Below are 26,130 nucleotides of genomic sequence, written 5' to 3' on the forward strand. Positions count from 1 at the left end.
CTCAATGCACTTCTTTGTAATTATATTTTACCTTGTCTAATTCGTCTAATAACTCCGCTGAATCTTTCAGACTGAATTTTCTGGCAAACAATTTTCCTGACTCCATCAATGCCGGAAAATCTACAATTGTAAAAGTCTTGGGACTTGCATTACCTTCTGACCAGTCTATGTATCTCAAACTATCATTGACAATATCTTTTCTATACTGAGAATTGTATAAAATGGTCTGGAATATAATTTCATCACAACCCCAGGTCATTTCAAAAAATCTTCTGACATTCTGGTTTTCCTCTAAATATTCTACAATATATTCAACATGTTTCAGGCTCATGGAAAACCACTGGGTTCTACCAACCGGAATGAGGTTATTAGGCATTTTGCGGAGTGGAGCAAATAGATTCACAATTTTTTCAACCACATACCTGCCCTTAAAGTGATAGTTCACAAAATGATATTTCGTTAGCTTAGGCAATGCTTCCTGCCATTCACTATTTATCAATAAAGCATCCATAAAAGCTTTATCCGGATTTTGTGCAAAAAAGGCATGAATTGCCTCCGTACTTTTCAATGCATAATCCTGTCCGCTCATCAGGTTTACATAATCATATTTCCTGTGAGAAGATAGAATTTGTTTGAAACTATTTACCGTCGCCTGAACAATGCTATATGCACCCCAATATACTTTTACACGATTCTGAACAAAGAAAACCTGATTATTGGCTAAAGGTAAAAATGGTTCAATAGCTGCCTTTAGATCAACATGGATGTAAAAATCTGCTTCAGGATGTACCAAACTTTCAATCAATCTTTTTAATTGAGTCGGATTAGCATGGGTCAGTATTAAATGGGCAATTTTCATAGATAAATATTAGGAAGCAGGCCTGTTTTTATAGAAAAACTGGCTGTATAATTGTTTAATCTCATTGAATCCGACTGTAAAGAAACCAAATAGCGTAAAATCGAGATATTTTTTCAACCAGAAATATCCAAAACTAACGCCCGTTAAAAAAGTAAAGAAGGTGGCAATTGCCACTCCGATAATATCTTCGAAGAGGTAAAGACCTAAGAAATCAAAAGTGATATTGGTTGCCAGCATCAATAATACTTTATAAAAGTTGATTCTTGGCTGATGGATAATATCTAAAGTAACCCCCATGAATCGGTCAAGCGGGAAAAACATAGCAAATGACATGAAAACGCGATAAACCGTAACGGCTTGTGTATCAACATATTTACCTCCCCCCAAAATACCAATCGCTAAATCGGCTAATATAAGGGCTATCAGACAGATAGGTATCAAACAGATGGTGAGCATGCCCCCATATTTCTGCATAATATTCACTACCTCTTTCTTATTATTTTTATTGAAAGCCTCAGACATAGAAGGCATGCCTGTTGCCAGAAAACTACGGAGTGGTATCTCTATAATCTCCATGAGGCGCATCGGAATATTATACATAGCCACAGCCGCCGGCCCTGCAACACCTAATACTATCATAATAATAAACGTATCGGAACTTCGGAGCAGGTTAGTACTGATAGTGGTTCCTACACTGTATTTACCAAAATGGAATAACTCACTGATAGATTCTTTTGTTCGTTTCTTAAAGGTGTTTAGGTGTGTCCAGCCTTTTGCTAAACTAAAAATACTTACAACCAATACGCAAGCTGCATTTATTATCAATATTTTAGACAATGATAATTCATGAAATATAATCATTGCTAAAACAGCAAGAATAAATAGGCCCTGGTTGATCACTCTTAGAATCAATAATTTATCAAATCGTTGTTCGGCCTGTAGTACCCACATCGCAATATTTGAAGGCAAACTGCAAAGGAAAGTAATTCCGAACCATTGGATTGTGATAGTAATTCCCTGACTACCAATAATATTGAGCAAAGGAATAGCCAATAAGTTTAAGACCGCCATCACTACGGTGATAACAATCCCAAGGTACCATACCGAACCTAATACAGCTTCTGCCTTAATTTTTTCAGCGCCTGTATAGAATTTTATTAATGCTACCTGTAAGCAACCACTTCTGAATGTATCTAATAATACAAATACCGACTGAAAAAAGAACCAATAGCCAAGGTCATCTGACGGCATGAATCTGAATAAAATGCCAGCAAGCACCATTCCTAAAACAGCCATTGCTCCATTGCCAAACAATGACAGGAAATGTCTGTTTCGCAGTTTTGATATGATATTCTTTAAATTCATGCGAGTAATTACAGCGATGAAATGCTTTTAAGGTGAGACTCTTCTTTTTCGTTTAATAGCTGTTCTTGTACTGCAAAGATTTTCTCTACGCAGGCTTCCCATGTATGGCTTTTGGCACAATTGATGGCAGCTATTTTTTGATCATGCGTCTGTGGTTGCAAAGCTTTTTCTATGGCTTTCAGATAGCCCTCTAATCCAACGGCCAATTCTACATGCGGCAAAAACATATTCATTGCGAGAGTCTCAGTGGCAACTGTTGGTTTACCCATTGATAAATACTCGTCAATTTTGCGGGGATAATTACCAATTGTTAGACCATTAATCACCTGCGGATTCATACAAACATCCATATAATGCATATAGGCAGGCAATTCTTTTGTTTTTTTAGAACCTAAAAAGTGTACGTTCGGAATCTCATGCAATCTGCTTCTTTCGAAAACAGCGTCTTCAGGTCCTATCAGAACAATTTGCCAGTTTTTTCTTGCTTTAGCAATTTGTTCTAATAATTGAATATCCAATCGCTCATGAGTAAGAAATCCTACATATCCTATTCTGGGGTATTGAATCTGTGCTAAATCAGCTGGTTCTGTTTTTTCTGAGAAAGCATCATAAATATCAGTTTCGCATCCTTGCCCTATGTCTGAACTTCTCGTATTATACTTTGCACCATATTCAGCAAGATAAGCTGAATTTGTAAAAATAGCATCAGCGTCTCTGATAGTAATCGGCTCTATACGTGGCCCGTGAAACTTGAAATACGCTTGCTCAACCAGGTTATCTCTGATATAGTAAAAACTCAATAATGGACTGAAGAACTCTTTAACAAATGGCCCGGCAAACATCTGGCTATCGTTAAAAACAATACATTTTTCAGGTTTCCAGCCAAGTTTTTTAACAGCCATTTTTAAACTATCAAAAAAACCTTTGGCGTTCCTCTTGTTCAGAATATCGTATAACTTAAAATTCTTTAGAAAATTAATCGAAGTGCTTATATTCTTCGGTGTATGTAACCAAAGGTTATCGGCAATCTTTATAGTATTTTCACCAATGCCCAAAGCTAATTTTAATCTTTTACGTCCATAAGGAGTACCTATTCTGAAAATCAGAGATTTAAGATTAGTATCGGGATTCACATATACTACAGGCATGGTTTTGCTGATTTCAGCAGCCAGATTCCGAGCATTACTTCCTAAGTTTAACTCCCATTCCTGCTGGGCAATCAGAATATATGCATCAACTTCTTTTGACATAGCGTTTGCTTTTAGTTTTCAGACCTTTTACAAAACCCCAGAGTACGCATATTACTCCGGTTACACCAATAATATCCCAGGGCATAATAGATACAATTTAGATGTTAAGATTCACCGTGAGGCGTATGAATAAATTGTTTCCGGGCTTTGCCGATATGTAACATGGCTTTCAGCATTGAAAACAAAGCACTTGGTATCTGCAAAAATGCCATAAGCAATTTTTTGTTGTACCAATTTGCCGGAATACCCATCAACAATGCTAAAACCAAAGCAAAAAACATTCCAATTGATACATATAAAAACTCCTGAAAGAAAAGGATTGTCAATAACAACCAAAGGAATACAATAGCTACAAGCATAACCCTTGGTAAAAGATAGGTCTGAAAAACCTTATCAAAAAAAGCTATATTCCCTCTGAACAACTGTACCCATCCTTCAACAAAATACTTCTCGAAAAACTCAATCTGCATAGCAATCCAACGGCTTCTTTGTTTGCTAAAAACATCAGTTTTAGCCACCTTTTCATCATAAACAAATCTACCGTCAAGAAAAGCAATATCTTTCCCTTGTCTGATAATTCTGTATTCCATTTCTTTATCTTCCCCAGAGGTATCGCCAATATTGTGAAGTAACGAAACGAAGAAATCCCATTGAAAAGCCATACCACTCCCTATAAGGGCCGAGGGTAAGCCAACAGCCACGTGCCCTCTACGGAAAATATGATTATTAATCTCTTCTGTGCAAGCATCTAACAAGGCAAAAGGTGTTTTGAAATCTTTGGCCGTTCTATGACCTTGTACTACCTGATAGCCTTTCTCAAATGCATTATTGACCGCATGCAAGAACCCCTGAGACATATGATTATCAGCATCCAGAATCAATAGTATGTCTACAGGTTCCTGGGCAGTTGATTCAACAGCTTTCTCCAGAGCTTTCCCTTTTGTACTTTTCTCAAAACTTACTTCTACTACCTTAAGAGGAAGTGCTTTGAGAGTGCTTAATGTAGCTTCGCTGAAAGAATCAGCAATAATCACCACTTCATATTTATCTTTTGGGTAATCCTGCTTAACGGCTTCTTTGGCTGTATTTATAATTACAGCATCTTCTTTATAACCAGGAATAAAAATCCTGATTTTTCTGAGAACCTTTGCTTCTACAAATTTCTCTTTTGAGGCTAACTTGCCTGCTATAGAATAGAAAAGCAGATAGACTACCTGAACGAGCAAGTAGATGAGAACACAGTAGAGAATAATGTTTAATAAAAGGTAAATTACATTCATCGTATTATCAGGTTTTACACAAAGGACATACAGGCTACTTATACTTGATTGGTTAAACCAATTTTATGATTATTAGAATAAATCAACTCTTCATTCTCGTCAGTTTCTATTTTTTTAGTCTCAGGCGTGTCCCATCTTGGGCTCAGCCATATAAATGCCAGACTTACAAACACTACAGCTTCTGAAGGCATTGCATTTAATACTTCATTACCATAACTGCAAAGCAGAATTCCGGCGACGCCCGAACAGAGTGAGGCCAATTGGTTTTTGAGCACTGGATCTCTCGTTTTCCAGATGATTCCGGCACTTTTACCCAGAATATACATCATCATTCCGAACCAGATCAGAAAACCCACAATGCCGTACATCCCCCAGATTTTCACATAAAGGCTATCAGGTGGGATCGTCGAAATATATTTATTCTTGTTATAAATAGTCCCCCAGGTTCCCATTGTTCCTACTCCTGCACCGAAAGGCTTATTTTTTATATAATTAGCCAAGATTTGCTGATTAATAAACCGTACCTGCAAAGAAGCATCTTTAGGATCTAATGATGTACGTAAACGTCGGATTTCGGCGTTTTGATTACCTATAGTAGTATATTTCAGCACCCCCAGAGCTCCTCCACCAACTATGGCGCCCAAAAGCAGAATTTTTATCTGCTTACTCAGTATCAGAAACATGAAGCCCCCTCCTACCAGGCCAAATAAAGCACCTCTTGTACCAGAGATGATCATACCGTACATAATTACCAATCCAGCAATCATATAGGTAAGTTTCTTTTTTCTTGAATGAGGTCCGACTGCCAGAATGATACACATAATGGCTATGTGTGCCTGAGAAGCCCCAAACTGTGCCGCATCTGAGTAATAGGAAAAAACACGAAGTTTACCAAATAAAACATGGGTTTTCTTAGGGCCCTCCTCCAGCCATCTGTTTTCAGCAGCATCTGGCCCCATTTTCATCTGTTTTACTCCATAAACTGCTCCAATAAGCGAAAGCACGATAATAATAGTAAAAAACGTATTGATATCTGACTTCTTATAAAAAAGCAGAATCGCCAAAGGTATGGTTAATATCCAGTATAGTGTCGCTGAACGCATTTCATAAACCCACCCCAGAATACTGGGTCTCTCAGGGTTTCCTAATTGTAAAATGGTAATTACAAACCATACTACGGCAGTCCAGAACAAATCGTTGTTAATGTATCTGAATTTGAACTTGTCACTCCTGAAAAACAATATAGCAAATAGCGTTAGTAATAGTATGCCGTCTGTACCTAAACCCACCTGTAACCCAGGAATATGTTTCCCTATTGTGGGCATTACAAAAACATAGACTATATAAGTAAACATCCCTATACGCGGCTTCAGAAACACAAGTGCTACAAAGCCTGCAATAAAGGGTAATACAAGAAAAATCATCCCGATGGCAACCCCTTTCCTGGCAATGAGCCAACCACACGCAACCGTTATAAGAACAATCGGTATCAGCCAAATATTCTTAATAATGTTTCGGTTAGTGGTATAAAAAACATTGCTCTCCATGCTCATGGTGAATTATGACCTGTAGACAGACTTTCTGTTACCAAACTCAAATTTTACTACTTTTTTGATGAATGCTCTTATAGCATTACGTTTCTTCGGTACTTCACCGATATATTCTTCTGCGAAATCTGTTTCAACGCCATTCAGTATAAACATAGGTTGGCTTCCGGTTGTCTGTGTAAAAATAGATACCATTTCTTTATCTTTCTTATCCCAGATACGATTAGCCCTGCAAAGGAGAATAGAATGGTGTAAAGGTGGAAAAAGTCCGGGCTTTATAACCATTTTTTCCAGAGCCGGAAACTCTATCAGCACAAAATCTTTTCCTGTTTTTCTTGATAATCCTCCACTTTGAATTCTCATCAATTCTGTTTCATGGTGCTGTTGAATAACCTCTTGCCCATTAGCCCATTCTAACTGATGTGCAGCCAAACTCAAGGGCATTGTAATACCCAGTTGACGATACTCTGTATTTGAAAGTAACAATTGTTTTTCTACATTATAGTCGAGATCTATCAATTGCCTCTCTAAAATATCAATTATGGTGCTTTTTCCCTCCCCTCTCTGGGTACTGATAAAACCAAGATAGATAGTCTGCTGACGGCCATCAATCTGGGCTAATAAATGTTGCAACAGGCGCAAATCAGCTTGTCTTAAAAAATCAGCTCTTTCGTTTAAAAGTGGATATATTCCCAGCAATGGCAGATTAACCATTTTTTTTGCTCTTGCTGGCTCCAAGAGAGTTTTATTAATAAACGCCCTGCCCAATATCACAGCCATAACAAGTACAAAGCCAACCATAAAGCCAACTACTACCAAAATAATACGTTTTGATGGGTTTGGCTTAAGTGGTAGGAACGGTGGATCAACCACATCTAATTTGGAAGTAAGTTCGGTATTTTGCTGAGAGAGTTTCGCCTGATTAAGATCATGTAAAAGTTGCAGATACTCCTGCTCAGAAACATTGATTTGCCTTTCAATTTTTTTAAGAATAGCACCTAATGGAGCAAACTTTCTGTATTCTTCTGTAAACTCTTTTTTCCGCTTATCCATAACAGCCAGTTTCGCCTTGCTTTGCTCAAAGGCAAGGGTGGTCTTAAGCCATTCGTCCAACACATTTTTTGTCGGAATCCCGTTTGGCGTATTGGTTTGCTGGTTCAGATTACTAAGCGTTTTCTTGATATTTGCTTCGTAAGTATTTGCCAGGCTTTGCAGGCTGTCTAATTCTTTTTTATTTGAGCCGTCTTTGTTGACAATCTCACTATTGGCTATTTTGTTGTAAACGTCTGAAAGCTTTTGCCTTTCATCTATTATTTCACTTCCATAAATAGACTGGTACACCCGATTCTTAATACTCTCGTTTACTTTTTCAAGAGCCCTACCCGATGCCATTTCGTCCATTTCCAAGGCATGGTTCATCGCATACAGATCCTCTCTTTCTCCTGCTACTGCCTTGGTTTGCTCATAATAGTTAATAATGTCATTATTTTTATTAAAATCTAAAAAGAGCTTTTCTACAGAATCAAGTTTCACAAATGCCTTTCTGGTCTGTGTCTCAAAATAATCTACAACCGAAGTAGTTTGTCCACCTTTTACAGATTTATATTTCTCCATAAAAATCTCCTCCAGCAATTCTAATGTCCGTTTACAAATAAGGGGGTCGTTAGTTTCATAGGATAACTTTACCAAATCGCTGGAATTAATACGGCTTGACTCTATTTTATTTAAGGCATCTAAAGAATAAAAGGGTTCTTTTGAATTGAGCAATTCATAAATAAGATTATCATCGCTGCTCTCCATATATTTAACAATAGCGGCGCGGGTTTCTGGTAGAGTAGGCTTTACGATAATCTTTCTTATACTATCTGGTATTTGTTTGCTTAGTTCGTCATAAGCCAGCCAGGTCAATACCTCCGGATCATGTTTTTTTAAAGATAGGTGTTCGGCGAGCAATGATATAGCTACCTCTTGCTTGGTATCTCTCGATTGTATAAGTGTTAACAAATTATCAAAAGCATTGCTTGTAGAAAAGAAATCAGCCTTGATTTCACCACTCAGGCTATACCCAGATGCAATACCTGTATAAATTGTTGACTCCGAAGAATATACTTTTTTCTCCTTACGTGTAAAATAAAAAATTGTAGCAGCTAAAATTATAGGTACTATAATTAGCCACTTCAGATTTTTTAAAATTAAATTAAGGAAATGCAAAAAACTCATCGTACTCTCTTTAATAATGATGCTAAAGTTGTTCCCGTGAATGTCTCTAATTGCAAAATATTAGTCTGAAACAGATTTATGGTTTGCTCATACTCTATCTTTGCTTTGTTATTCATTTCAAGTACTTTTGAAAGTTGCTCTACTGTCAGCTGCCCTTGTACAAACTCTTTTTCAGCCAAATCATAATTCAGTTGTGCCGATTGCTTATTATTTGAACTGATTGCTAATAATTTCTGTGATAGTTTTAGTTCCTGATACATTCTTATCACCTCTAATTTCAATGCCAGGGTAGCATTTTCTTTTTCATGGCCAAATACCTCCATCTGCATTTGTGCCGATTTCACGAGATGTTTCCGGTTGATAATAGTTGTCAAAGGCAGAGAAATACCAGCACCCAAATTATAAAAACCTGTTTGTGTAGTGGTAAGTCTGTTAAAATTGGTTGAAGCCGTAGCATCTGCCACCGCTGCATAATTAGTACCATAAGCATAGCTTGCCTGCAAGCCAAATACACTAAAAATAGAATTCTTATTTATTTTCAGATTGGCTTGAGCCAATTGAATACTTTTATCAAATTTCTTTACTTCACCCGAATTTTTCAAGGCAGCATCAATCAGAAAAGGCAATAATTCATCAGTAGCAAAGGCTTTTGCCAAGGTAGCATCAACAGAAGTAACCTGGGCATGTACCTCTGCTTCAGTGTAAATAAGTGTCAATACCGCAATAAATGCCGTAAAAAATCTCTTAAAGCACGTCATGTTCTTATCAACAAGGGTTTGTTGTCTATTGTTATCAGATAAGCCCTGTGGCTTATTAGCAAGTTTCTCAAATATCATACCCAATCTTATTTTTGTAAGAAATACTTATCAAAAATTAGAATTTCTCTAAATTATATTCTTTTGAGTAACTCAATAGCGGAGTCTGTTTGGGCAGCAAAAATTCAATAAAAGGAGGAAAAATCTTGACTCAATTACAGCAATAATTTCAAATCTGTGATTGCAGTATAATTCTATATACTTTTTGAATAAAAACAGCTACTAATTTAATAATAACTGTTTCTATTCAAAATTATTATATCTGGTTTTATTGTGCACGCTTGGCTTTCTCCCAGATACCAGAAGTAATACCTTGCCGATAGCGATTATAGCCTCTTATGGCACAATAATTCATAAATGAAAAATAAAAAGGTACAAAAAGCAGCTTTATTCTGATTTTCTGATTTTCGAGCCAATAGCCAATAAAGGCTAACAAATAAAATACAACCTGCGCTAAAAGCAATACTTTATATAATGTCACTGGTTCGCTTATACCTTCCATCCATACAATAGCCAGATTTAAGGCAAAAATAAGCGGTAAGCAAAAAGGTGCCACTGCCCATCTCATGGCTCTATGTGATACATATTGAAAAGATAACCAGCCATATTTAAAAATATTCCATAAAAATCCAAGACGAGCAATTGACTGGAAGCCTCCTGCTGCAATACGGATTTTACGTTTCATTTCATCCTGAATAGAAAACGATGGCCTTTCAATTGCATAAGCTTCAGGTTCATAGATTACCCGATAACCATCTGCTGCTACTCTTAAAGATATCATGAAGTCATCAAGCAAAGTATCTTTTTCAACCGTACCATGCAAATTTGTTCGAACAGCGAATAGTTCGCCTGCTGCACCTACCACTGAATACAACTTTGTATCCAGTTTTTTAAGGAAAGACTCATATTTCCAGTATAGCCCCTCACCTGCTCCTGCAGCCGCCTCACTATCATCTACCTGAATCCGCTTTTCGCCTGCTACTGCTCCTACATTTTCGTCTTTGAAATGACGTACAATATTTTTTATAACTGACTTATTCAAGGTAGTGTTTGCATCGGTGAAAATAACTATCGGTGTCTGGATAGTCTTAACAGCCATATTCATTGCTTCTATCTTACCTTTGCGCTCGTTTCCACCAATTATTTTCAGATTCGGATACTTAGGCATTAACGACTGTATGTATTCGGTTGTACCATCATTAGAGCCTTCTGTCACAAACAAAATATCTATTTTATCAGCCGGGTAATCCAGCCCGAAAGAGTTTTTTACTTTGGCTTCAATACAACTCATTTCGTTATAAGCAGGTATGGCAAGAGTAACTTCAGGCTGAAAAGCGGGGTCATCAAGTATCGGAAACGAAATACCCAGCAGTGTTCTGATTTTAACAAATATCCACGCCAGAATACCATAGCCTATATAAGTGTAAAAAACCAGGCCTATACAAACCCAGAAAAGAATTTCAATGATAGTTTTCATTATTGGTATAACATATAAAGTAGGAAAGCCATAAAGGCAGGAAAGTAAAAGACAGCAGCAAACCTGTTTACATTATCCAGGCAAGTGGTTTATTAAACATAATCCTCCATTCGTTTCAGTTCTTCCTCAATTACCAGTTTTGCATGATTTACATCTACGGCAATCTGTTGGTATTGAGTCAACAACTCTCCTTGTGCAGGACCTGACTTGGCAAATGTTTCAAATGCCTGAATTTTGGGATGCAGAAAAGTAAGCCCTACCATCGAGAAAGATGGTTTAATCTGATGTGCCAGGCGACCAACTTCTGCATAATTTTTGGCAACAATTTTATCATACATTTCATTCCAGACCGGAATACTCTCTTCTAAAAAGGAATTAAACATAATTTGTACGATAGACAAGTCGCCACCATAAATTTCGTTGATGTAGTCAGCATCAAGATGAGCATTAAACTCAAACATACGATTATAATTTTTACGTAAGAATAAAGCAAAAAAAATACCATTATATTCTTTTCCAGAAAAAATATTTCGGCGGTACTCGGGCAATCTTTCATGCTATTTGTTTGGCAATACCACCTATAACATATTCAAACGGTTCATCAGTTCTGGCTTGTTTGCCCTGCTGATAGGTATTACTTTTTTGGCAATAACCAGATTATTTTCTTCTATATCTACAATTTTATCAAGATGAACAATGAATGAGCGGTGTACTCGCAAAAACTGATTTCCTAATTTCTCTTCCAGATATTTCATGGTAGTATGAATTATATAGGAATTATCATGGGTATAGATTTTCACATAATCACCAATATTTTCTATATAGAGAATGTCAGAATAAGCCAAACGGATATATCTGCCATCTGTTTTAACATAAATTTCCTGCCTTTGCGTAGATACCGTTGTTTTACGGGCGTTGAGTTCTAATACTTTATCAACTGCCATTTTAAATCGTGGCAACATGACAGGTTTTTTCAGGTAATCGGTTACCTGATACTGATAGGCATCAAAGGCATACTCTATCTTGGTAGTAGTCATGATTACTTGCGGTATAGATGTCAGGTTTTCCAGCAAATCAAAACCCGAAAGCCCTGGCATCTCTACATCAAGCCAAATAACATCTACTTTTTCTGTAGATAAGAAAACCAAGGCATCTTCAGCGTTCTCAAAAACAGAAACTAAATCAAGCGATTCATGTTGCTCGCAGAGCCGCTGTAATGATTTTCGAGCCATTACTTCATCTTCGACGATGATACATTTTAATTTCATGTTCGTAATTTGGCTAATTCACTTTGAATAATTGGAAGGCTTTGATTAATATCATTAAAAATATCTTTCCAGGTTGCCAATAAAGCCTCCTTTTCTGGTCCTTGCTTTATGGATTCTTCAAAATCAAGCATTCTTTTTTCCAAATCTGTAAGCCCTACCATTGCTAAAGTAGGTTTTAGTTTATGTACCGCTTTTGCAAGATTCTCCCAGTCCTGTCCGCTAATAAGTTCTTTTAGCGTACCAAAATCCGGCACCACCTCTGAGAGAAAAGTCTGGAACATATCAGCAGCATATTCTTTATCTTCACCATACATTTCATTCAGACAAGCCCGGTTTAACTCTATTTTTTTTCCAGTAGTTGAAACAGCTTCTTTAACAGATACCTTTTTTGCATTCAGATACTCCTGAATAGTACCCAAAAGATGATTAGGTGTAAATGGCTTTGAAATGAAATCGTTCATACCTACAGCCATAGCCCTGTTCTTCTGGTCGATCATTGCCGATGCAGTCAGAGCAATAATAGGGGTCTTTTTATTAAGGTTTTCAGTATTTCTGATATGAATGGTTGCTTCATAACCGTCCATATTCGGCATCTGAATATCCATAAGTATAATATCAAAAGCTTGTTGCTGAGCCAGTTCAACCGCTTTTTTACCATCTGGTGCAATTACAAACGGGATATTCCATTTATTCAATAAATTACTGATATACTTCTGATTCATGGCATTATCTTCTGCCACTAATACCTGGCTTACAACAAGACCTTCAGCTGAAGGATCTTTCTTTATGGGATTGATACCATCAGGTACTTTTTGAAGTGGAAGAGTAAAAGTAAAAGTAGAACCCTGCCCCTCACGACTTTTTACAGAAATAGTACCGCCTTGCAATTCCACTAATTGCTTTGTAATTGTCAGCCCTAAACCTGTCCCTTTATGTTTATTCCCGTGAATCGTAACCTGTTCAAACTTCTGAAAAATCAAATCTAATTTTTCCTCCGGAATACCAATCCCTGTATCAGATACCTTAAATTCAATCCACACATTTTCTCCTTCTTCTTTCTTAACTTTGGCTGCTATATCAATTGACCCTTCCTGAGTGAATTTTTCAGCATTGCCAACAATATTCAGTAATATCTGATTCAGTAGTAAATCATCACCAATATAATTGCCTGAAATCTGCCCGTCAAGCATTAGGTCTAAAGTAATCGGACGATTCCCTAATTTGATTTTAAAAATCTGCTGGGTTGTACGAAGTAGCCCTGCCAGATCAAAAGGTTTTTTCTTCACTTCTATCCTGCCGTCTTCTATTTTGGCCATATCTAATAGGTTGGCTATCAGCCCGTAAAGAAAATCAGCGGTTGTTTTTAGTACATCAAGATAATCTTTTTGTTGCTGACTCGGACGAGTATCAAACAACAGGTGAGTCATTCCGATAATGGCATTGAGCGGCGTTCGAATTTCGTGGCTCATATTGGCCAGAAACTGTTTTTCAGCCTTGCTTGCCTCTTCGGCTACTTGCTTGGCTTTCTCCAATTCCTGTTCTAATTGTTTGCGCTCTGTAATATCATAATGAATTCCTATTGAGCCAATCGTATTGCCATATTCATCAATAATAGGTGTTCCACTGATAATTGTCCAAAGCGGGTTTCCATCTTTTCTTACAAGTTTCATTTCATACGAACTCCCCCTCCCATGTATTCTTTTTTCCTGTTCTGTTGCCAGAACATCTTCGTAATCTTTTGATATAAATAATTCCGGAGCAATTTTACCTACTAATTCTTCTTCCGAATAGCCAATCATTTTGCAAAAGCGGTCATAAGCACGAATAATTCGCTGGTCATTATCAACTTCCAGCAATCCTAACTCCATGTTGTCCATAATTTTACGATATTTTTCTTCACTCTTACGAATACTCTCAGCTGATAGGTGCCTTTGTGTAATATCGGCATACTCCCAGAGGTTGCCACGATAGGCACCTTCAAGAAAAATCGGTATATAGTCTCTCTCTAATATTCTCCCATCAGTCGTAATTAATTTTTCTTCTACTACTATTTCCTGTTTATCCAATAGTTGAGCCATCCGGCGTACAAAGCCTTCAGCGTCGTTAAACGAAAACTTGACTTTCTCTAATGATTCGAGATAATTGGTACCTATTAAGGCTTCAGGAGTAGCGGCAATATCAAAAAAATCGCAGAATAATTGGTTCACTAAAATCACCTTTCTGTTTTCATCTTCAACCAATACTGCTTTTTGCAGATTTGTAATCAAAGCGGCTAATCGACCTTGAGTGGTTCTAAGCACATCTTCGGTGTTTTTCTTTTCAGTGATGTCACGAGCAACGGCAGACAGTTCAACAATTCTGTTGTCTTTCTTAAGAAGGTGTACACTCTGACCAATCCAGACTGTTCGTTTATCTTTGGCCATTACAGGAAATTCTGTGTAAGTACTTCCCTGTTTTTCCTTCATCATGTTCCAGTAAAAATTCACAAGTGGTTCTCTATATTCAGGTAAAACTAATTCGGTAAAATGCTTTCCGATTATTTCTCTCTCTTGATACCCCAATACCTGCTCAACAACCGGATTCACAAAAGTAAAAAAGCCTTCTGGCGAAATTTTGTAGATAATATCATTCAAAGACTCTATCAATAGCTGATAATGGTTCTCTATTTGCTGCAAAGCAGCATCGCCCTCTTCTATCTGGCGTTCAAAATTTGCATTAGAATTCTGCAATTGTTCATGTATCTGAGCTAACTGCATGGCTTTTTCCTGCAGAAGAGCCTCAGCCTTCATACGAGCATCACGTTCTTGTTCAATCTGTTTCTTAAGAAGCTCTATTTCTTCCATATATCGTTTTACAATCACGAAAAATGTAACCTAAGCAATCTATAACTATGACTTATATCCATCAGCCAATCATGAAGAACAAAGGATAAAGAATATAAACCTTAAAATTTAAATTGATTGATAGCAGTTTTGAAAATATATTGAGAGTATTGAAATTATCGTGCCATAGATTTTATCAAATTATTATCCGACTACAGGGTCTGTTCTAACACAGCAAAGCATGAATTAAAATCTAAACAGTATTATTTATTTCATTACGTAAAATCTTCAGATAAAAACTTCTAATTCAGAAAAGTTACAATAAGTATGCCTATTTTTTTAAAATCTGAAATATATTTATTATATGGGCTTTTTATAACTTATTTTAATAAACTTTTAATGTTTTTCACTCCACGCTCAATTACCTGGAAATGAGCAATATTTCAATTCTTATATCTGCAGACAGTTTTAAACCCAACAAATATTACGACAGAAAAAATAATTCTATGTTATCTCATTTTATACCCTATTTATCCACAAAAACTGCTATTTCATAGCTAACCTAAAAAATCAATCAAGCTTTTAGCTATATGAGTCTCGTTGTATAAGGGTAGATGTTATGGATAGATTTCTTACATTTACCATACTAAAACCAAATATATTTACATTTTCATGAAAAAAAAGCTACACAAACTAAGTTTTTTGCTATGTCTTTTGCTTTCTTTAAAAGTATCTGCACAGAATACAATCAGAGGGAAAGTTACATCTTCAGATGATGGCACGGCAATTCCGGGCGTCAATGTTACAGCCAAGGGAAAAAATGTTGGAACTATTACGGATGCGAATGGCGAATACAGCATCTCAGTAGTTAGAGGAACTGAATTGATTTTCAGTTTTGTGGGTATGGAAACCCAAACCGTTTTGGTAGAAGATCAGACAACTATTAACATCGTGATGAATGCTTCGGCCTCGGCTTTGGGCGAAGTAGTAGTGACTGCGTTAGGACAAACGCAGGAAAAACGTGCTATTGGTTACTCAATACAATCTATTAAGTCAGAGGAAATAAAGAATTCGGGAAACCAGAATATTGTGGGTGCTTTGCAAGGTAAAATTGCGGGAGCAGTCGTAACAGGTTCTGGAGGTGCGCCTGGTGCTGGTATCAATATTATCCTGAGGGGCGTTACCTCATTAAGTGGTAATGCCGATAACCAGCCTTTATTTGTAGTTGATGGGATTATCATCTCCAACTCTACGAGTGCAGGGAATCCTTTACCAAGTGCTGGTAGTAACTCGCCAGGTGCAGGTGAGCAATTTGCTAATACCAACCGGGCTGCTGATATTAATCCTGATGATATTGAAAGTATCTCCATCTTAAAAGGGCCTTCAGCTACTGCACTATATGGATTAAGGGCCTCAAACGGGGCAATTATCATTACAACCAAAAGAGGCAAATCCGGCAAACTGAATATCTCTGTTTCTTCGTCTGTCAGTGCCGATGTTTTAGGTAAATCACCTTCAATTCAAACAACTTTCCTGCAAGGTAGATTAGGCGAATTTATTCCTTTAGGACCAGGCAGAACACCTTACCAATCTTTCGGTCCGGTTTTGGACCCTCAGAATACAACCGATAAAATCTACGATAACTTCCGTGGATTTTACAGAACGGGGCTCACCAACAATAACAACATTACACTGACTAAAGGTGGCGATAAGGGGAATATTTACGTATCGTTAGGCCGTAGTTATCAGGCAGGTATTGTACCGAATACTGATTTTGGCCGTACATCTGCCAAAGTAGCTGGGTTATATAATATCACCAAAAATTTCTCAGTTTCAGCTTCATTCAACTATATCAATTCAGGCGGCAAACGCCCACCTGCCGGCGATAAATCTATCTTTAGTGCCTTAGGTTACTGGCCGAATACCTATGATGTGAATGATTATCTGAATCCGGATGGAACGCAGAAAAATATCCTTCCGGGTTTTACTGATAATCCTCGCTATCTGGTTGAAAAAAGTCCACGGATCGATAAAGTAAACCGTTACATTGCTGATGTTACCTTAAATTACAATATTACTGACTGGCTGACTGCCAAATATCAGTTGACATACGATACCTATCATGAAACCCGCAGCCGCCAGGTAGACAGTACTTTTGACGTCGGGATTCAGGTAAAAGGTTTCTTGGTAAATGAATTTCTGAATTATCGTGAGCTAAACTCAAACCTGTATGTTACAGCCAAAAAGGATTTTGGAAATAACTGGAACGGCTATTTAATGGTTGGTAACTCTTTGGTAAACAGCGAACGTCCTGATAGCTACTATATTCGTGGAGAGGGCTTTAAAGCTCCATTTACCAACGACATCAGTTCTTACAGAAACCAGCAGACACGTTTCTATTCTCCGGCACATTACCGTATCGCCAGTTTCTTTGCCGATGCCAAACTGAGCTATAAAGACATTTTGTATCTGAACGCCACCGGACGAAACGACATTGTTTCTACTCTTCCGCAGGCCAATAACTCGTTCTTTTATCCATCGTTTAGTACAGGCTATATATTCACAGAGCATTTTGGCAGCAATAATACGCTGTCTTATGGTAAGTTGCGTGCCTCATGGGCACAGGTTGGGAAAGGTACAGACCCTTATGTATCTGGTAGCTATTTTGATATTACCGATAACTTCCCGTTTGGAAATACAGTGCCGGGCTACTTCCGCAGGCTTACAACTGCTGATCCTGACCTGAAACCAGAACGTACTACATCAATTGAAGTAGGAACTGAGTTACGCTTCTTCAAAAATCGGTTTATGCTTGATGCAACATATTTTACTATGGATAGCAAAAATCAGATTGTCAGGGCTCCCGTATCTAACGTGTCAGGTTATTCTTTCTACTATACCAATATCGGACTGATTCGCAATAAAGGGGTAGAATTATTGGCTACTGCAAAAATCATCCAGAACAAGGATTTTAGCTGGGATGCTTCTTTAAACTGGTCGAAAATGTCTGGTAAAGTAATTGAAATGCCTGCCGAATTACAGGAAATTTCTTATTATGATAATGTAGTGGGTAGTTTAAGAATTCGTGAAGGCAGCAAAATCGGTGATTTATGGGGCTATGATTATAGAAGGGCCCCGGATGGACAATTACTTATTGATGCCAACACGGGTTTTCCGGTTACGAGCACAACCCTGACACAATATGGCAATGCTTTGCCCGACTGGCTGGGTGGCTTAACCAATACTTTCAACTACAAAGGGTTAAGTTTATCAGCTTTGTTAGAGTGGCGTCATGGTGGCGATGCCATTGACTTAGGTGAAAGAAATGCATTGCGCAGTGGTTCTATTAAACTGACTGAACGACGCTACGAGCAGGTAGTATTTAATGGTGTTGTGGAGCAAAAAGGGGCCGATGGTTCTGTTACGTATGTACCCAATACACGCACTGTCTATTTAGATGATGCACTTTACAATCCATCTACTTCCACACGTTTCAATGGCTGGTCGAAATTAAATATTCAGGATGCGTCGTGGATTCGCCTTCGAACAGTCAACTTAAGCTACTCGCTTCCCCAAAGTCTGATTGGTAAATCTGTATTTAAAAATGGGGTAAGATTCAGCTTTACCGGAACCAACTTATTCCTGAATACGCCATTCCGTGGGTACGATCCCGAAGCTTTATCTTTTGGTTCGGGTACCAATATTATCGGTTTTGTGGGTAGAAATAACCCTGCTACCAGAAGTTTTATGTTTGGTGTATCGGCTAATTTCTAATCCACTTCTATAAACATCTTATTACAATGAAAAAAATACATTATATATATACTCTTCTGTTCGGTGGGTTTATGACTGTTTTATCCGGTTGTCAGGACTTTCTTGACGTGAATGTTGACCCAACCTTAAAATCTGATGCAACAGTACAGGAGCTTTTACCAACTGCTCAGTTTTATACAAGTGAAGCCAGTTATCAACAAGCCTATTATGCCGGACAATACGCTCAGCAAATAGGCAGTAATTTAGGTACTAACGGAACCGATGCCTATTATGAGGCTGAAAACGCTGCGGGGTGGTCAAACCTATATCTGTACGTAATACCGCAGTTAAATCTTATTATTCAGAAAGGAACTGCCGACAACAATCCGGCATATGTAGGTATCGCCAAAACGCTTTTAGCTTATAATCTGGGATTAGCCACTGTAAACTGGGAAAATGTACCTTACTCGCAGGCTGATCAGAAAATCTTCACTCCTACTTATGATAGTCAACAAACTATTTATACGACTATTCAACAACTATTAGATGAAGGTATTGCAGAATTAACTAAAAATTCCGGTGTGAAGCCAGGCACTGATGACCTTATTTATGGTGGCGATTTAGGCAAGTGGTCTCGTCTGGCCTATTCGCTTAAAGCCCGTTATGCAATGCACCAATCAGCTTTAAACCCACAGACGGCCTCTCAAACAGCGTTAGCTGCATTACCAAATGCCATGACAAGCAACGCAGATGATTTCCAGTTACAATACAACTCAAAAAACCTGAGTCCCTGGTACAGCCGTGTGGCATTGGCAAATAGCACAGGCAACTTGTCAATTACATATGGCAGTACTTTCGTTGACCTGATGAATGGCAAAGTACAGGGTGTTGTTGACCCTCGCCTTCCTGTTATAGTTAGTTTAAAAAACGGGCAAACCACTTATTCGGGTGTAGTACCTGGCTCAGGTGCAGGTTCAACAGTAGATTTTACTACAAGAGCCTGGCACTCAAATATCAATTCACCCATTGTGATGATGACTTACGCCGAAGTAAAAGCAATAGAAGCCGAAGCCAGATTCTTAGCTAACGGCGGCACTATTACTTCAACAGGTACAACTAACGAAGGTTATGCTGCTTTTATAGATATTGTAAGAGCCAATATGACCAAATTAGGCGTAAGTCCACAAGATTTTGACCTTTATGTAAGTAATCCTGCAGTAGGTGGTGGTCAGGATAGTCTTACTTTGTTGAAAATCATGCGGGAGAAATACAAAGCCATGTTTTTGATTGGAGATATATGGACAGATGTAAGGAAATATAATTATCTGGATTTTCCGATGCCACTTAATGTCAACCCTGACCTGAATGGGCAACGAATCCAGCGTATGAAATACCCATCGTCAGAGTTAACAAGAAATGCCCAGAATGCAGAAGCAAACCAGAAACAGCCAGGCGCAAAAATGTGGGTATTTACAAAATAATAATGTCTGTTAATTCAACAATTTTAAATTTTGAGAGATATGAAAAATATAAAAATATTCTTATGTACACTATTAGCACTTTCGGCAATCCTTATGACTGGGTGCTATGAAGAACCAGACCTAATAAATGAAATAACTGCTACCAAAGGTAAAGTAGCGCAAATATCGGTTGTATGGTTAGGAACAACCCGAACTACTACTGCCAATACCTCTGTAATAACAGGGCTTACTGCTGCGCCTGGAACAAATACCAATTTTAATATTGAGTTTACGTCAGAAGTGCCAGTAAAAGAATTCAGGGTATATTGGGCGCCTACTGCTTCAGGTACAAAAACCCTGGTTGCTACGGTTCCTGCCGGTACACAAAAATATGATGCAATCCTCAGAAACTATGTTTTAGCTGTACCTGTTACCGCGCAGGAAACCCCAAAAACCTCACGTGTCTTCTTTGCTGAAATTGTAGCAGAAAACGGTCTGGTGTCAGCTCAGAAGTCGGCAACTTTAACCACTAACTGAAAATTTTTGGTAAAATAAAATCGCTCCTCAAATCCCGATGCTTCATGGCTATCGGGGTTTTTTTATTACAGAACTACCAAGATTGAATTAATCTTTATGCTTTTTGGGATATTTCTTAGATATTTACAATTCTATTAACACCTGAGTGCAATTTTGGCAACGTTCCCGATAACGTTTGCATAAAAATATCAATCGAGAGTAAATATTTTCTTTAGAAATAATAGGTACTTTTACTTTACCATAGAAGTATAATCTATTCAATAAACCCTATAATTCAGAAACCTTGAACGCTTTCGTACATACCGCCTTTGAAAAAACATTAGTAACCGACAATGAGTTGCCCTGGGAAGTAGTTAACGATAAAATCAAGCGCAAAATCATGTCTTATTCTAAAGACCTGATGCTGGTGAAAGTCGCTTTTATGAAAGGAGGAATTGGCACAACTCATAAGCATCCTCACCTGCAAATCAGCTATATTGCCAGTGGCGTTTTTGAAATCACCATCAATGATGAAACCAAAACCCTGCATGAAGGCGATGTGTATTTTGTGCCATCTGATGTGCTACATGGGGCAGTCTGTTTAGAAGATGGTGTACTGATTGACGTCTTTAACCCTATGCGAGAAGATTTTATTCAACCATAAACCTCACTCCTATGAAATTCTCATTTTTGGCCATTTGTCTTTCTTTGGTTGGTTTCTGTGCATTCAGCCAGTACAATCCCGAAAAACCTGATCTGATGCAGGGAAAATTCTACACCGAAGAACAGGCTGTAAAAGTACACGAAGACTTAGCCAGACAATATTCTGATAAAAAAAGCTGGGAAAAGCATGCCGCACTCATCCGTCAGGGTATTCTGGAAGGCTCAGAACTAAACAAATTGAAACTAAAGAAACCATCAAACATTACTATTCATAGCAAGAAAGAACTTAATGGGTATAGTGTTGAGAATGTTTCATTCCAGAGTCTGGATGGCATTTATGTGACAGGCAATCTGTATCGTCCATTGAATCAAACCGGAAAAATGGCGGGTATTCTTTGCCCTCATGGACATGGTCAAGACCCACGATTCAAAGAATATACCCAACAACGTTGCGCTACTCTGGCACGTATGGGGGCCGTAGTATTTGCCTATGATATGATAGGCATGGGAGATTCGAAACAATGCGATCATAAAATCCCGAAAGCTGTGAAAGTGCAATTGGCTAATGGTATTGCCGCCTTAGACTTCTTGCTTGGTTTGCCTAATATTGATAAAGACAGAATCGGTATGACAGGAGAGTCTGGTGGTGGTACACAAACCTTTTTATTAACTGCCATCGACCAGAGAATTAAGGTATCCGTACCTGTAGTGATGGTATCAGGTTTCTTCTTTGGTGGCTGTGTTTGTGAGAGTGGCATGCCTGTCCATAAACGCCCCACTCATACCACTACCAATGTTGAAATTGCTGCTTTAGCTGCTCCTCGCCCAATGATTATGATTTCGGATGGTGGTGACTGGACAAAAAATACACCGGAACTTGAATATCCATTCGTGAAAAGGATTTATTCTTTCTATGGCGCTGAGAACCAGTTAGAAAACGTGCATCTGCCGAATGAAAAGCATGATTATGGTATTTCGAAACGCCTGGCGGCCTATGATTTTTTAGCTAAACATCTGAAATTAGATATTAATAAAGTAAAGGTAAACGGCAAAGTAGATGAAAGTGTTAATACAGTTTTAACTGCCGCAGATTTAAAAGTATTTGATGAAAAACACCCTTTACCAGCTAATGCCCTAATGGGCGATGAGGCGGTAATGAAACTGCTAAATTAAATAGCAATGAAAAAAGTACTTTCAACCTTGTTGGTATTATCTATCTGGTCTTGTAATACTAACCACAAGGCCAGCGAAACACAAACAACTATGAAATCAGAGCAGACATTTGATTATGATTATGATTTTCTGAAAAAATATAAAGAAGTAGTATTATTAGAGCAGGACAGCATGAAAGTAGTCATTGTAGGCGACTATCAGGCACGTGTAATGACCAGTTCGGCCAAAGGCATGAATGGTTTCAGCTATGGCTGGATTAACCATGACGTGATTGCTTCAGGTAAATACACACCACACATGAATGCCTTTGGTGGTGAGGAACGTTTCTGGTTTGGCCCTGAGGGTGGTCAATATTCAGTATTCTTCAAAAAAGGCAGTACTTTCGATTTTGCCAACTGGCAAACCCCTGCCGAAATAGATACGGTTTCCTATGATTTAATAGAAAAACAGGCCGACAAAGCTGTTTTCTCGAAAGATATGGAATTAGAAAACTATTCAGGCACAAAATTCAAAGTAAATCTGAATCGCGAAATCAGTTTATTAAATCAGGTAGAAGCTGAAAAATTATTAGGCGTTTCTTTGAAAGATTTAGCATGGGTTGGCTATCAAACAAAGAATGTGGTAAAGAACACAGGAGCTGAAGACTGGGACAAATCGAAAGGTTTACTATCCATCTGGCTTTTAGGTATGATGAAGGCTTCTCCGCAAAATACGATTATTATCCCTTACCAATCAGGTAAGGCAGACGAGATTAACGATAGTTATTTTGGCAAAATAGCGGCAGATAGATTAGTAAAAAAAGATGATATTTTGTTTTTCAAAGCCGATGCGCAATCAAGAGGCAAAATCGGTATTCCGCCACAAGCCTTAAAACCTGTGGCTGGTAGTTATGATGCAGAAAATAAAATATTGACTATTGTTCAGTTTGATTATAATGGTGAAACTGACTATGTGAATTCGATGTGGGAGATACAGAAAAATCCGTATAAAGGCGATGCGATTAATGCCTATAATGATGGAAAGAATGATTCAGGTTCACAGATGGGGCAATTTTATGAATTGGAGACTTCGTCGCCTGCCATAGCTTTAAAGCGTAATGAAAGTCTGACACATACGCAGCGCACTTTCCATTTTGAAGGAACCGAAAGTTCCTTAAACGCCATCAGCAAAAAGTTATTGGGCATCAATTTATCGGAAATACCTAAACTCTGACGCTAATATCAAATTCCAACAATGAAGAAATATAAACTACTACTACTACTTTTTGCAATTACAACCTTAAGTTATGCACAGCCAAATGAAGCCCTATGGTACAAAAAGCCTGCTCAGTACTTTGAAGAAAGTCTTGTACTTGGCAACGGGAAATTAGGTGCTACAGTTTTTGGCGGTGTTCAGTCTGATAAAATTTATTTGAACGATGCTACTTTGTGGTCCGGAGAACCTGTCAATCCTAATATGAACCCGGAAGCCTATAAAAATATTCCGGCTATCAGAGAAGCATTGAAAAATGAAGATTATCAGTTAGCAGATAAACTCTATCGCAATATTCAAGGTAAGTATTCAGAATCTTTTGCTCCACTGGGAACTTTATACCTCAACTTTGCGAATGGAGACAGTGTCCAAAATTATTATCGTGAACTAAATATCGGTGAGGCAATTTCTAAAACCACCTACGAAATTGACGGGGTGAAATATACCCGAGAATATTTTGTATCTCACCCTGACCAGGTGATGGTAATCAAGCTAAGCAGTAATAAGCCTGGTATGTTAAATTTTGACGTAAAATTTAATAGCCAAATGAAAAGCCAAGTCTCTGGTAATGAGCATCTTCTAAAAGTAGATGGCTATGCTCCTGTAAAAGCCGCACCTAATTATGTTAATATCCCGGATGCAGTCATATTTGATGAAAACAAAGGAACACGTTTCACAACTTTAGCCAAAATCAAGAATAATGGTGGTGGCGAACTCGTACATACAGATAGCACAGTCGGTATCAAAAATGGCACTGATGTATTACTTTTTGTGTCCATAGCTACCAGTTTCAATGGTTTTGATAAAAATCCTGCTACCGAGGGTCTCGACAATCGGGCTATTGCAATGACTAATCTGAATAAAGCTTTTGTCAAAACTTATACCCAATTAAAACAGGCGCATATTAAAGATTATCAGACTTATTTCAATAGGGTTAGCTTAAATCTGGGTAAATCACAAGCTCCAGTTTTGCCTACTGATGAGCGTTTAAGACGTTATGCTGAAGGTAAAGAGGATAAAGTTTTGGAAGTCTTATATTTTCAGTACGGTCGTTACCTTCTAATCAGTAGCTCTCGCACCAAAGGGGTACCTGCCAATCTGCAAGGTATCTGGAATCCTTATATGCGTCCGCCCTGGAGTAGTAATTATACTACCAATATCAATGCCGAGGAAAATTACTGGCTGGCAGAAAATACAAACCTGTCCGAAATGCACGCTCCGCTCTTAGGTTTTATCAAAAATGCTTCTGAAACCGGGAAAATTACGGCTAAAACCTTCTATGGCGTGAATGGCTGGACAGTAGCTCACAATTCTGATATATGGGCGATGAGTAATCCGGTAGGTGATTTTGGTAAAGGTGACCCTGTTTGGGCTAACTGGACAATGGGCGGCACCTGGTTAAGCACACATTTGTGGGAACATTACATTTTCACAAAAGACTTGAATTTCCTGAAAAATGAGGCTTATGACCTGATGCGTGGTGCAGCACAATTTTGTCTGGAATGGTTGATTGAAGATAAGAACGGACATCTTGTTACCTCCCCTTCTACCTCTCCCGAAAACAAATATATTAATTCAGCAGGGTATAAAGGTGCTACGCTTTACGGCGGCACTGCTGATCTGGCTATGATTCGTGAGTGCTTTGAACAGACTATCAAAGCTTCTAAAATATTGAATGCAGATGCTGAATTCAGAGCGAAATTAGAGCAGGCATTAACTAAGCTATACCCTTATCAGATTGGTAAAAAAGGGAATTTACAAGAGTGGTATTATGATTGGGAGGACGAAGACCCGAAGCATCGCCATCAATCGCATTTATTCGGCTTGTTTCCGGGCAATCATATCACGCCTGAAAAAACACCTTTACTGGCAGATGCCTGTCGTAAAACCTTAGAGATTAAAGGTGATGAAACAACGGGCTGGTCGAAAGGTTGGCGGATCAATCTTTGGGCAAGGCTATGGGATGGTAATCATGCCTATAAAATGTATCGTGAGTTATTGCACTATGTAGAACCCGATGGTGTAAAAACCAACTATGCACGCGGTGGAGGTACTTATCCTAATCTATTTGATGCTCACCCGCCCTTTCAGATTGACGGGAACTTCGGTGGAGCGGCTGCGGTGGCAGAAATGTTAGTTCAATCAGATGAGAACGTAATTCGCTTATTACCTGCCTTGCCTGACGACTGGGCGACAGGTTCGGTAAAAGGCTTGTGTGCCAGAGGTGGTTTTGAAGTGTCGATGAACTGGGAGAATAAAAATATTAAGTCTTTAACTATTTATTCTAAAAATGGCGGAGAAACCACGCTTATCAACGGTAAAAAATCGAAGAAAATCAATCTGAAAGCAGGTCAGAAAACCAATGTAGCCTGGTAGTATTCAACTATAATGATAATTATTCATATTTATTA

Annotated in this window: 18 protein-coding genes; 7 read left to right on the forward strand and 11 right to left on the reverse strand. The window is 38.2% G+C overall.

All coding sequences use genetic code 11. The features are described 5' to 3' along the window. Position 1 precedes the first annotated feature (1 nt). The 11 genes from H1R81_RS19830 to H1R81_RS19880 form a co-directional block, all read right to left on the reverse strand. A complete protein-coding gene (locus H1R81_RS19830; RefSeq protein WP_181842477.1) occupies positions 2-859 on the reverse strand; it encodes a beta-1,6-N-acetylglucosaminyltransferase in 858 nt (285 codons plus the stop codon). Positions 860-868: 9 nt separating this feature from the next. After that, on the reverse strand, positions 869-2,224 hold the full coding sequence (locus H1R81_RS19835) for a lipopolysaccharide biosynthesis protein (RefSeq protein ID WP_181842478.1): 1,356 nt from the start codon (positions 2,222-2,224) through the stop codon (positions 869-871). 8 nt (positions 2,225-2,232) lie between these two features. After that, positions 2,233-3,474 carry a glycosyltransferase gene (locus H1R81_RS19840; protein ID WP_181842479.1) on the reverse strand — a complete coding sequence of 414 codons (1,242 nt, stop codon included), beginning with the start codon at positions 3,472-3,474 and terminating at the stop codon, positions 2,233-2,235. A 104-nt stretch (positions 3,475-3,578) separates the two neighbouring features. Then, positions 3,579-4,754: a glycosyltransferase family 2 protein gene (locus H1R81_RS19845; RefSeq protein ID WP_181842480.1), complete on the reverse strand. Its 1,176-nt coding sequence runs from the start codon at positions 4,752-4,754 to the stop codon at positions 3,579-3,581. A gap of 38 nt (positions 4,755-4,792) precedes the next feature. Next, a complete protein-coding gene (locus H1R81_RS19850; protein WP_181842481.1) occupies positions 4,793-6,301 on the reverse strand; it encodes an O-antigen ligase in 1,509 nt (502 codons plus the stop codon). Between the two features lie 12 nt (positions 6,302-6,313). Beyond that, on the reverse strand, positions 6,314-8,521 hold the full coding sequence (locus tag H1R81_RS19855; protein ID WP_181842482.1) for a hypothetical protein: 2,208 nt from the start codon (positions 8,519-8,521) through the stop codon (positions 6,314-6,316). Next, positions 8,518-9,357: a TolC family protein gene (locus H1R81_RS19860; protein ID WP_181842483.1), complete on the reverse strand. Its 840-nt coding sequence runs from the start codon at positions 9,355-9,357 to the stop codon at positions 8,518-8,520. The genes H1R81_RS19855 and H1R81_RS19860 overlap by 4 nt, the downstream gene beginning before the upstream one ends. Positions 9,358-9,604: 247 nt before the next feature. Beyond that, the gene (locus H1R81_RS19865) at positions 9,605-10,813 is read right to left on the reverse strand and encodes a glycosyltransferase family 2 protein (protein ID WP_181842484.1); all 1,209 of its coding nucleotides are present in this window, start codon (positions 10,811-10,813) and stop codon (positions 9,605-9,607) included. A 92-nt stretch (positions 10,814-10,905) separates the two neighbouring features. Next, positions 10,906-11,274 (reverse strand): Hpt domain-containing protein, encoded by a 369-nt coding sequence (locus tag H1R81_RS19870; protein ID WP_181842485.1) that lies wholly within the window; start codon positions 11,272-11,274, stop codon positions 10,906-10,908. Positions 11,275-11,391: 117 nt separating this feature from the next. Beyond that, positions 11,392-12,081, reverse strand: coding sequence for a LytTR family DNA-binding domain-containing protein (locus tag H1R81_RS19875; protein WP_181842486.1), 690 nt, complete (start codon positions 12,079-12,081; stop codon positions 11,392-11,394). Then, complete coding sequence (locus H1R81_RS19880) at positions 12,078-14,924, reverse strand: PAS domain S-box protein (protein WP_181842487.1); 2,847 nt, start codon at positions 14,922-14,924, stop codon at positions 12,078-12,080. The genes H1R81_RS19875 and H1R81_RS19880 overlap by 4 nt, the downstream gene beginning before the upstream one ends. A 651-nt stretch (positions 14,925-15,575) precedes the next feature. Here H1R81_RS19880 and H1R81_RS19885 point away from each other — a divergent pair. From H1R81_RS19885 to H1R81_RS19915, 7 genes are all read left to right on the forward strand, one after another. Continuing rightward, a complete protein-coding gene (locus H1R81_RS19885; protein WP_181842488.1) occupies positions 15,576-18,677 on the forward strand; it encodes a SusC/RagA family TonB-linked outer membrane protein in 3,102 nt (1,033 codons plus the stop codon). A gap of 26 nt (positions 18,678-18,703) precedes the next feature. Next, complete coding sequence (locus H1R81_RS19890; RefSeq protein WP_181842489.1) at positions 18,704-20,137, forward strand: SusD/RagB family nutrient-binding outer membrane lipoprotein; 1,434 nt, start codon at positions 18,704-18,706, stop codon at positions 20,135-20,137. A 39-nt stretch (positions 20,138-20,176) separates the two neighbouring features. Beyond that, positions 20,177-20,653 carry a hypothetical protein gene (locus H1R81_RS19895; protein WP_181842490.1) on the forward strand — a complete coding sequence of 159 codons (477 nt, stop codon included), beginning with the start codon at positions 20,177-20,179 and terminating at the stop codon, positions 20,651-20,653. Between the two features lie 283 nt (positions 20,654-20,936). Next, positions 20,937-21,296, forward strand: a complete 360-nt coding sequence (locus H1R81_RS19900) for a cupin domain-containing protein (RefSeq protein WP_181842491.1) — start codon at positions 20,937-20,939, stop codon at positions 21,294-21,296. 11 nt (positions 21,297-21,307) lie between these two features. Then, entirely contained in the window at positions 21,308-22,468 is a 1,161-nt protein-coding gene (locus tag H1R81_RS19905) for an alpha/beta hydrolase (protein ID WP_181842492.1), read from the forward strand. A 6-nt stretch (positions 22,469-22,474) separates the two neighbouring features. Continuing rightward, entirely contained in the window at positions 22,475-23,680 is a 1,206-nt protein-coding gene (locus H1R81_RS19910; protein ID WP_181842493.1) for a DUF6786 family protein, read from the forward strand. Positions 23,681-23,701: 21 nt separating this feature from the next. After that, a complete protein-coding gene (locus H1R81_RS19915) occupies positions 23,702-26,095 on the forward strand; it encodes a glycosyl hydrolase family 95 catalytic domain-containing protein (RefSeq protein WP_181842494.1) in 2,394 nt (797 codons plus the stop codon). The last annotated feature ends 35 nt before the right edge of the window (positions 26,096-26,130 follow it).

Source organism: Emticicia sp. BO119, assembly GCF_013912375.1.
In the GTDB taxonomy this organism is placed as follows: Bacteria; Bacteroidota; Bacteroidia; order Cytophagales; family Spirosomataceae; genus Emticicia.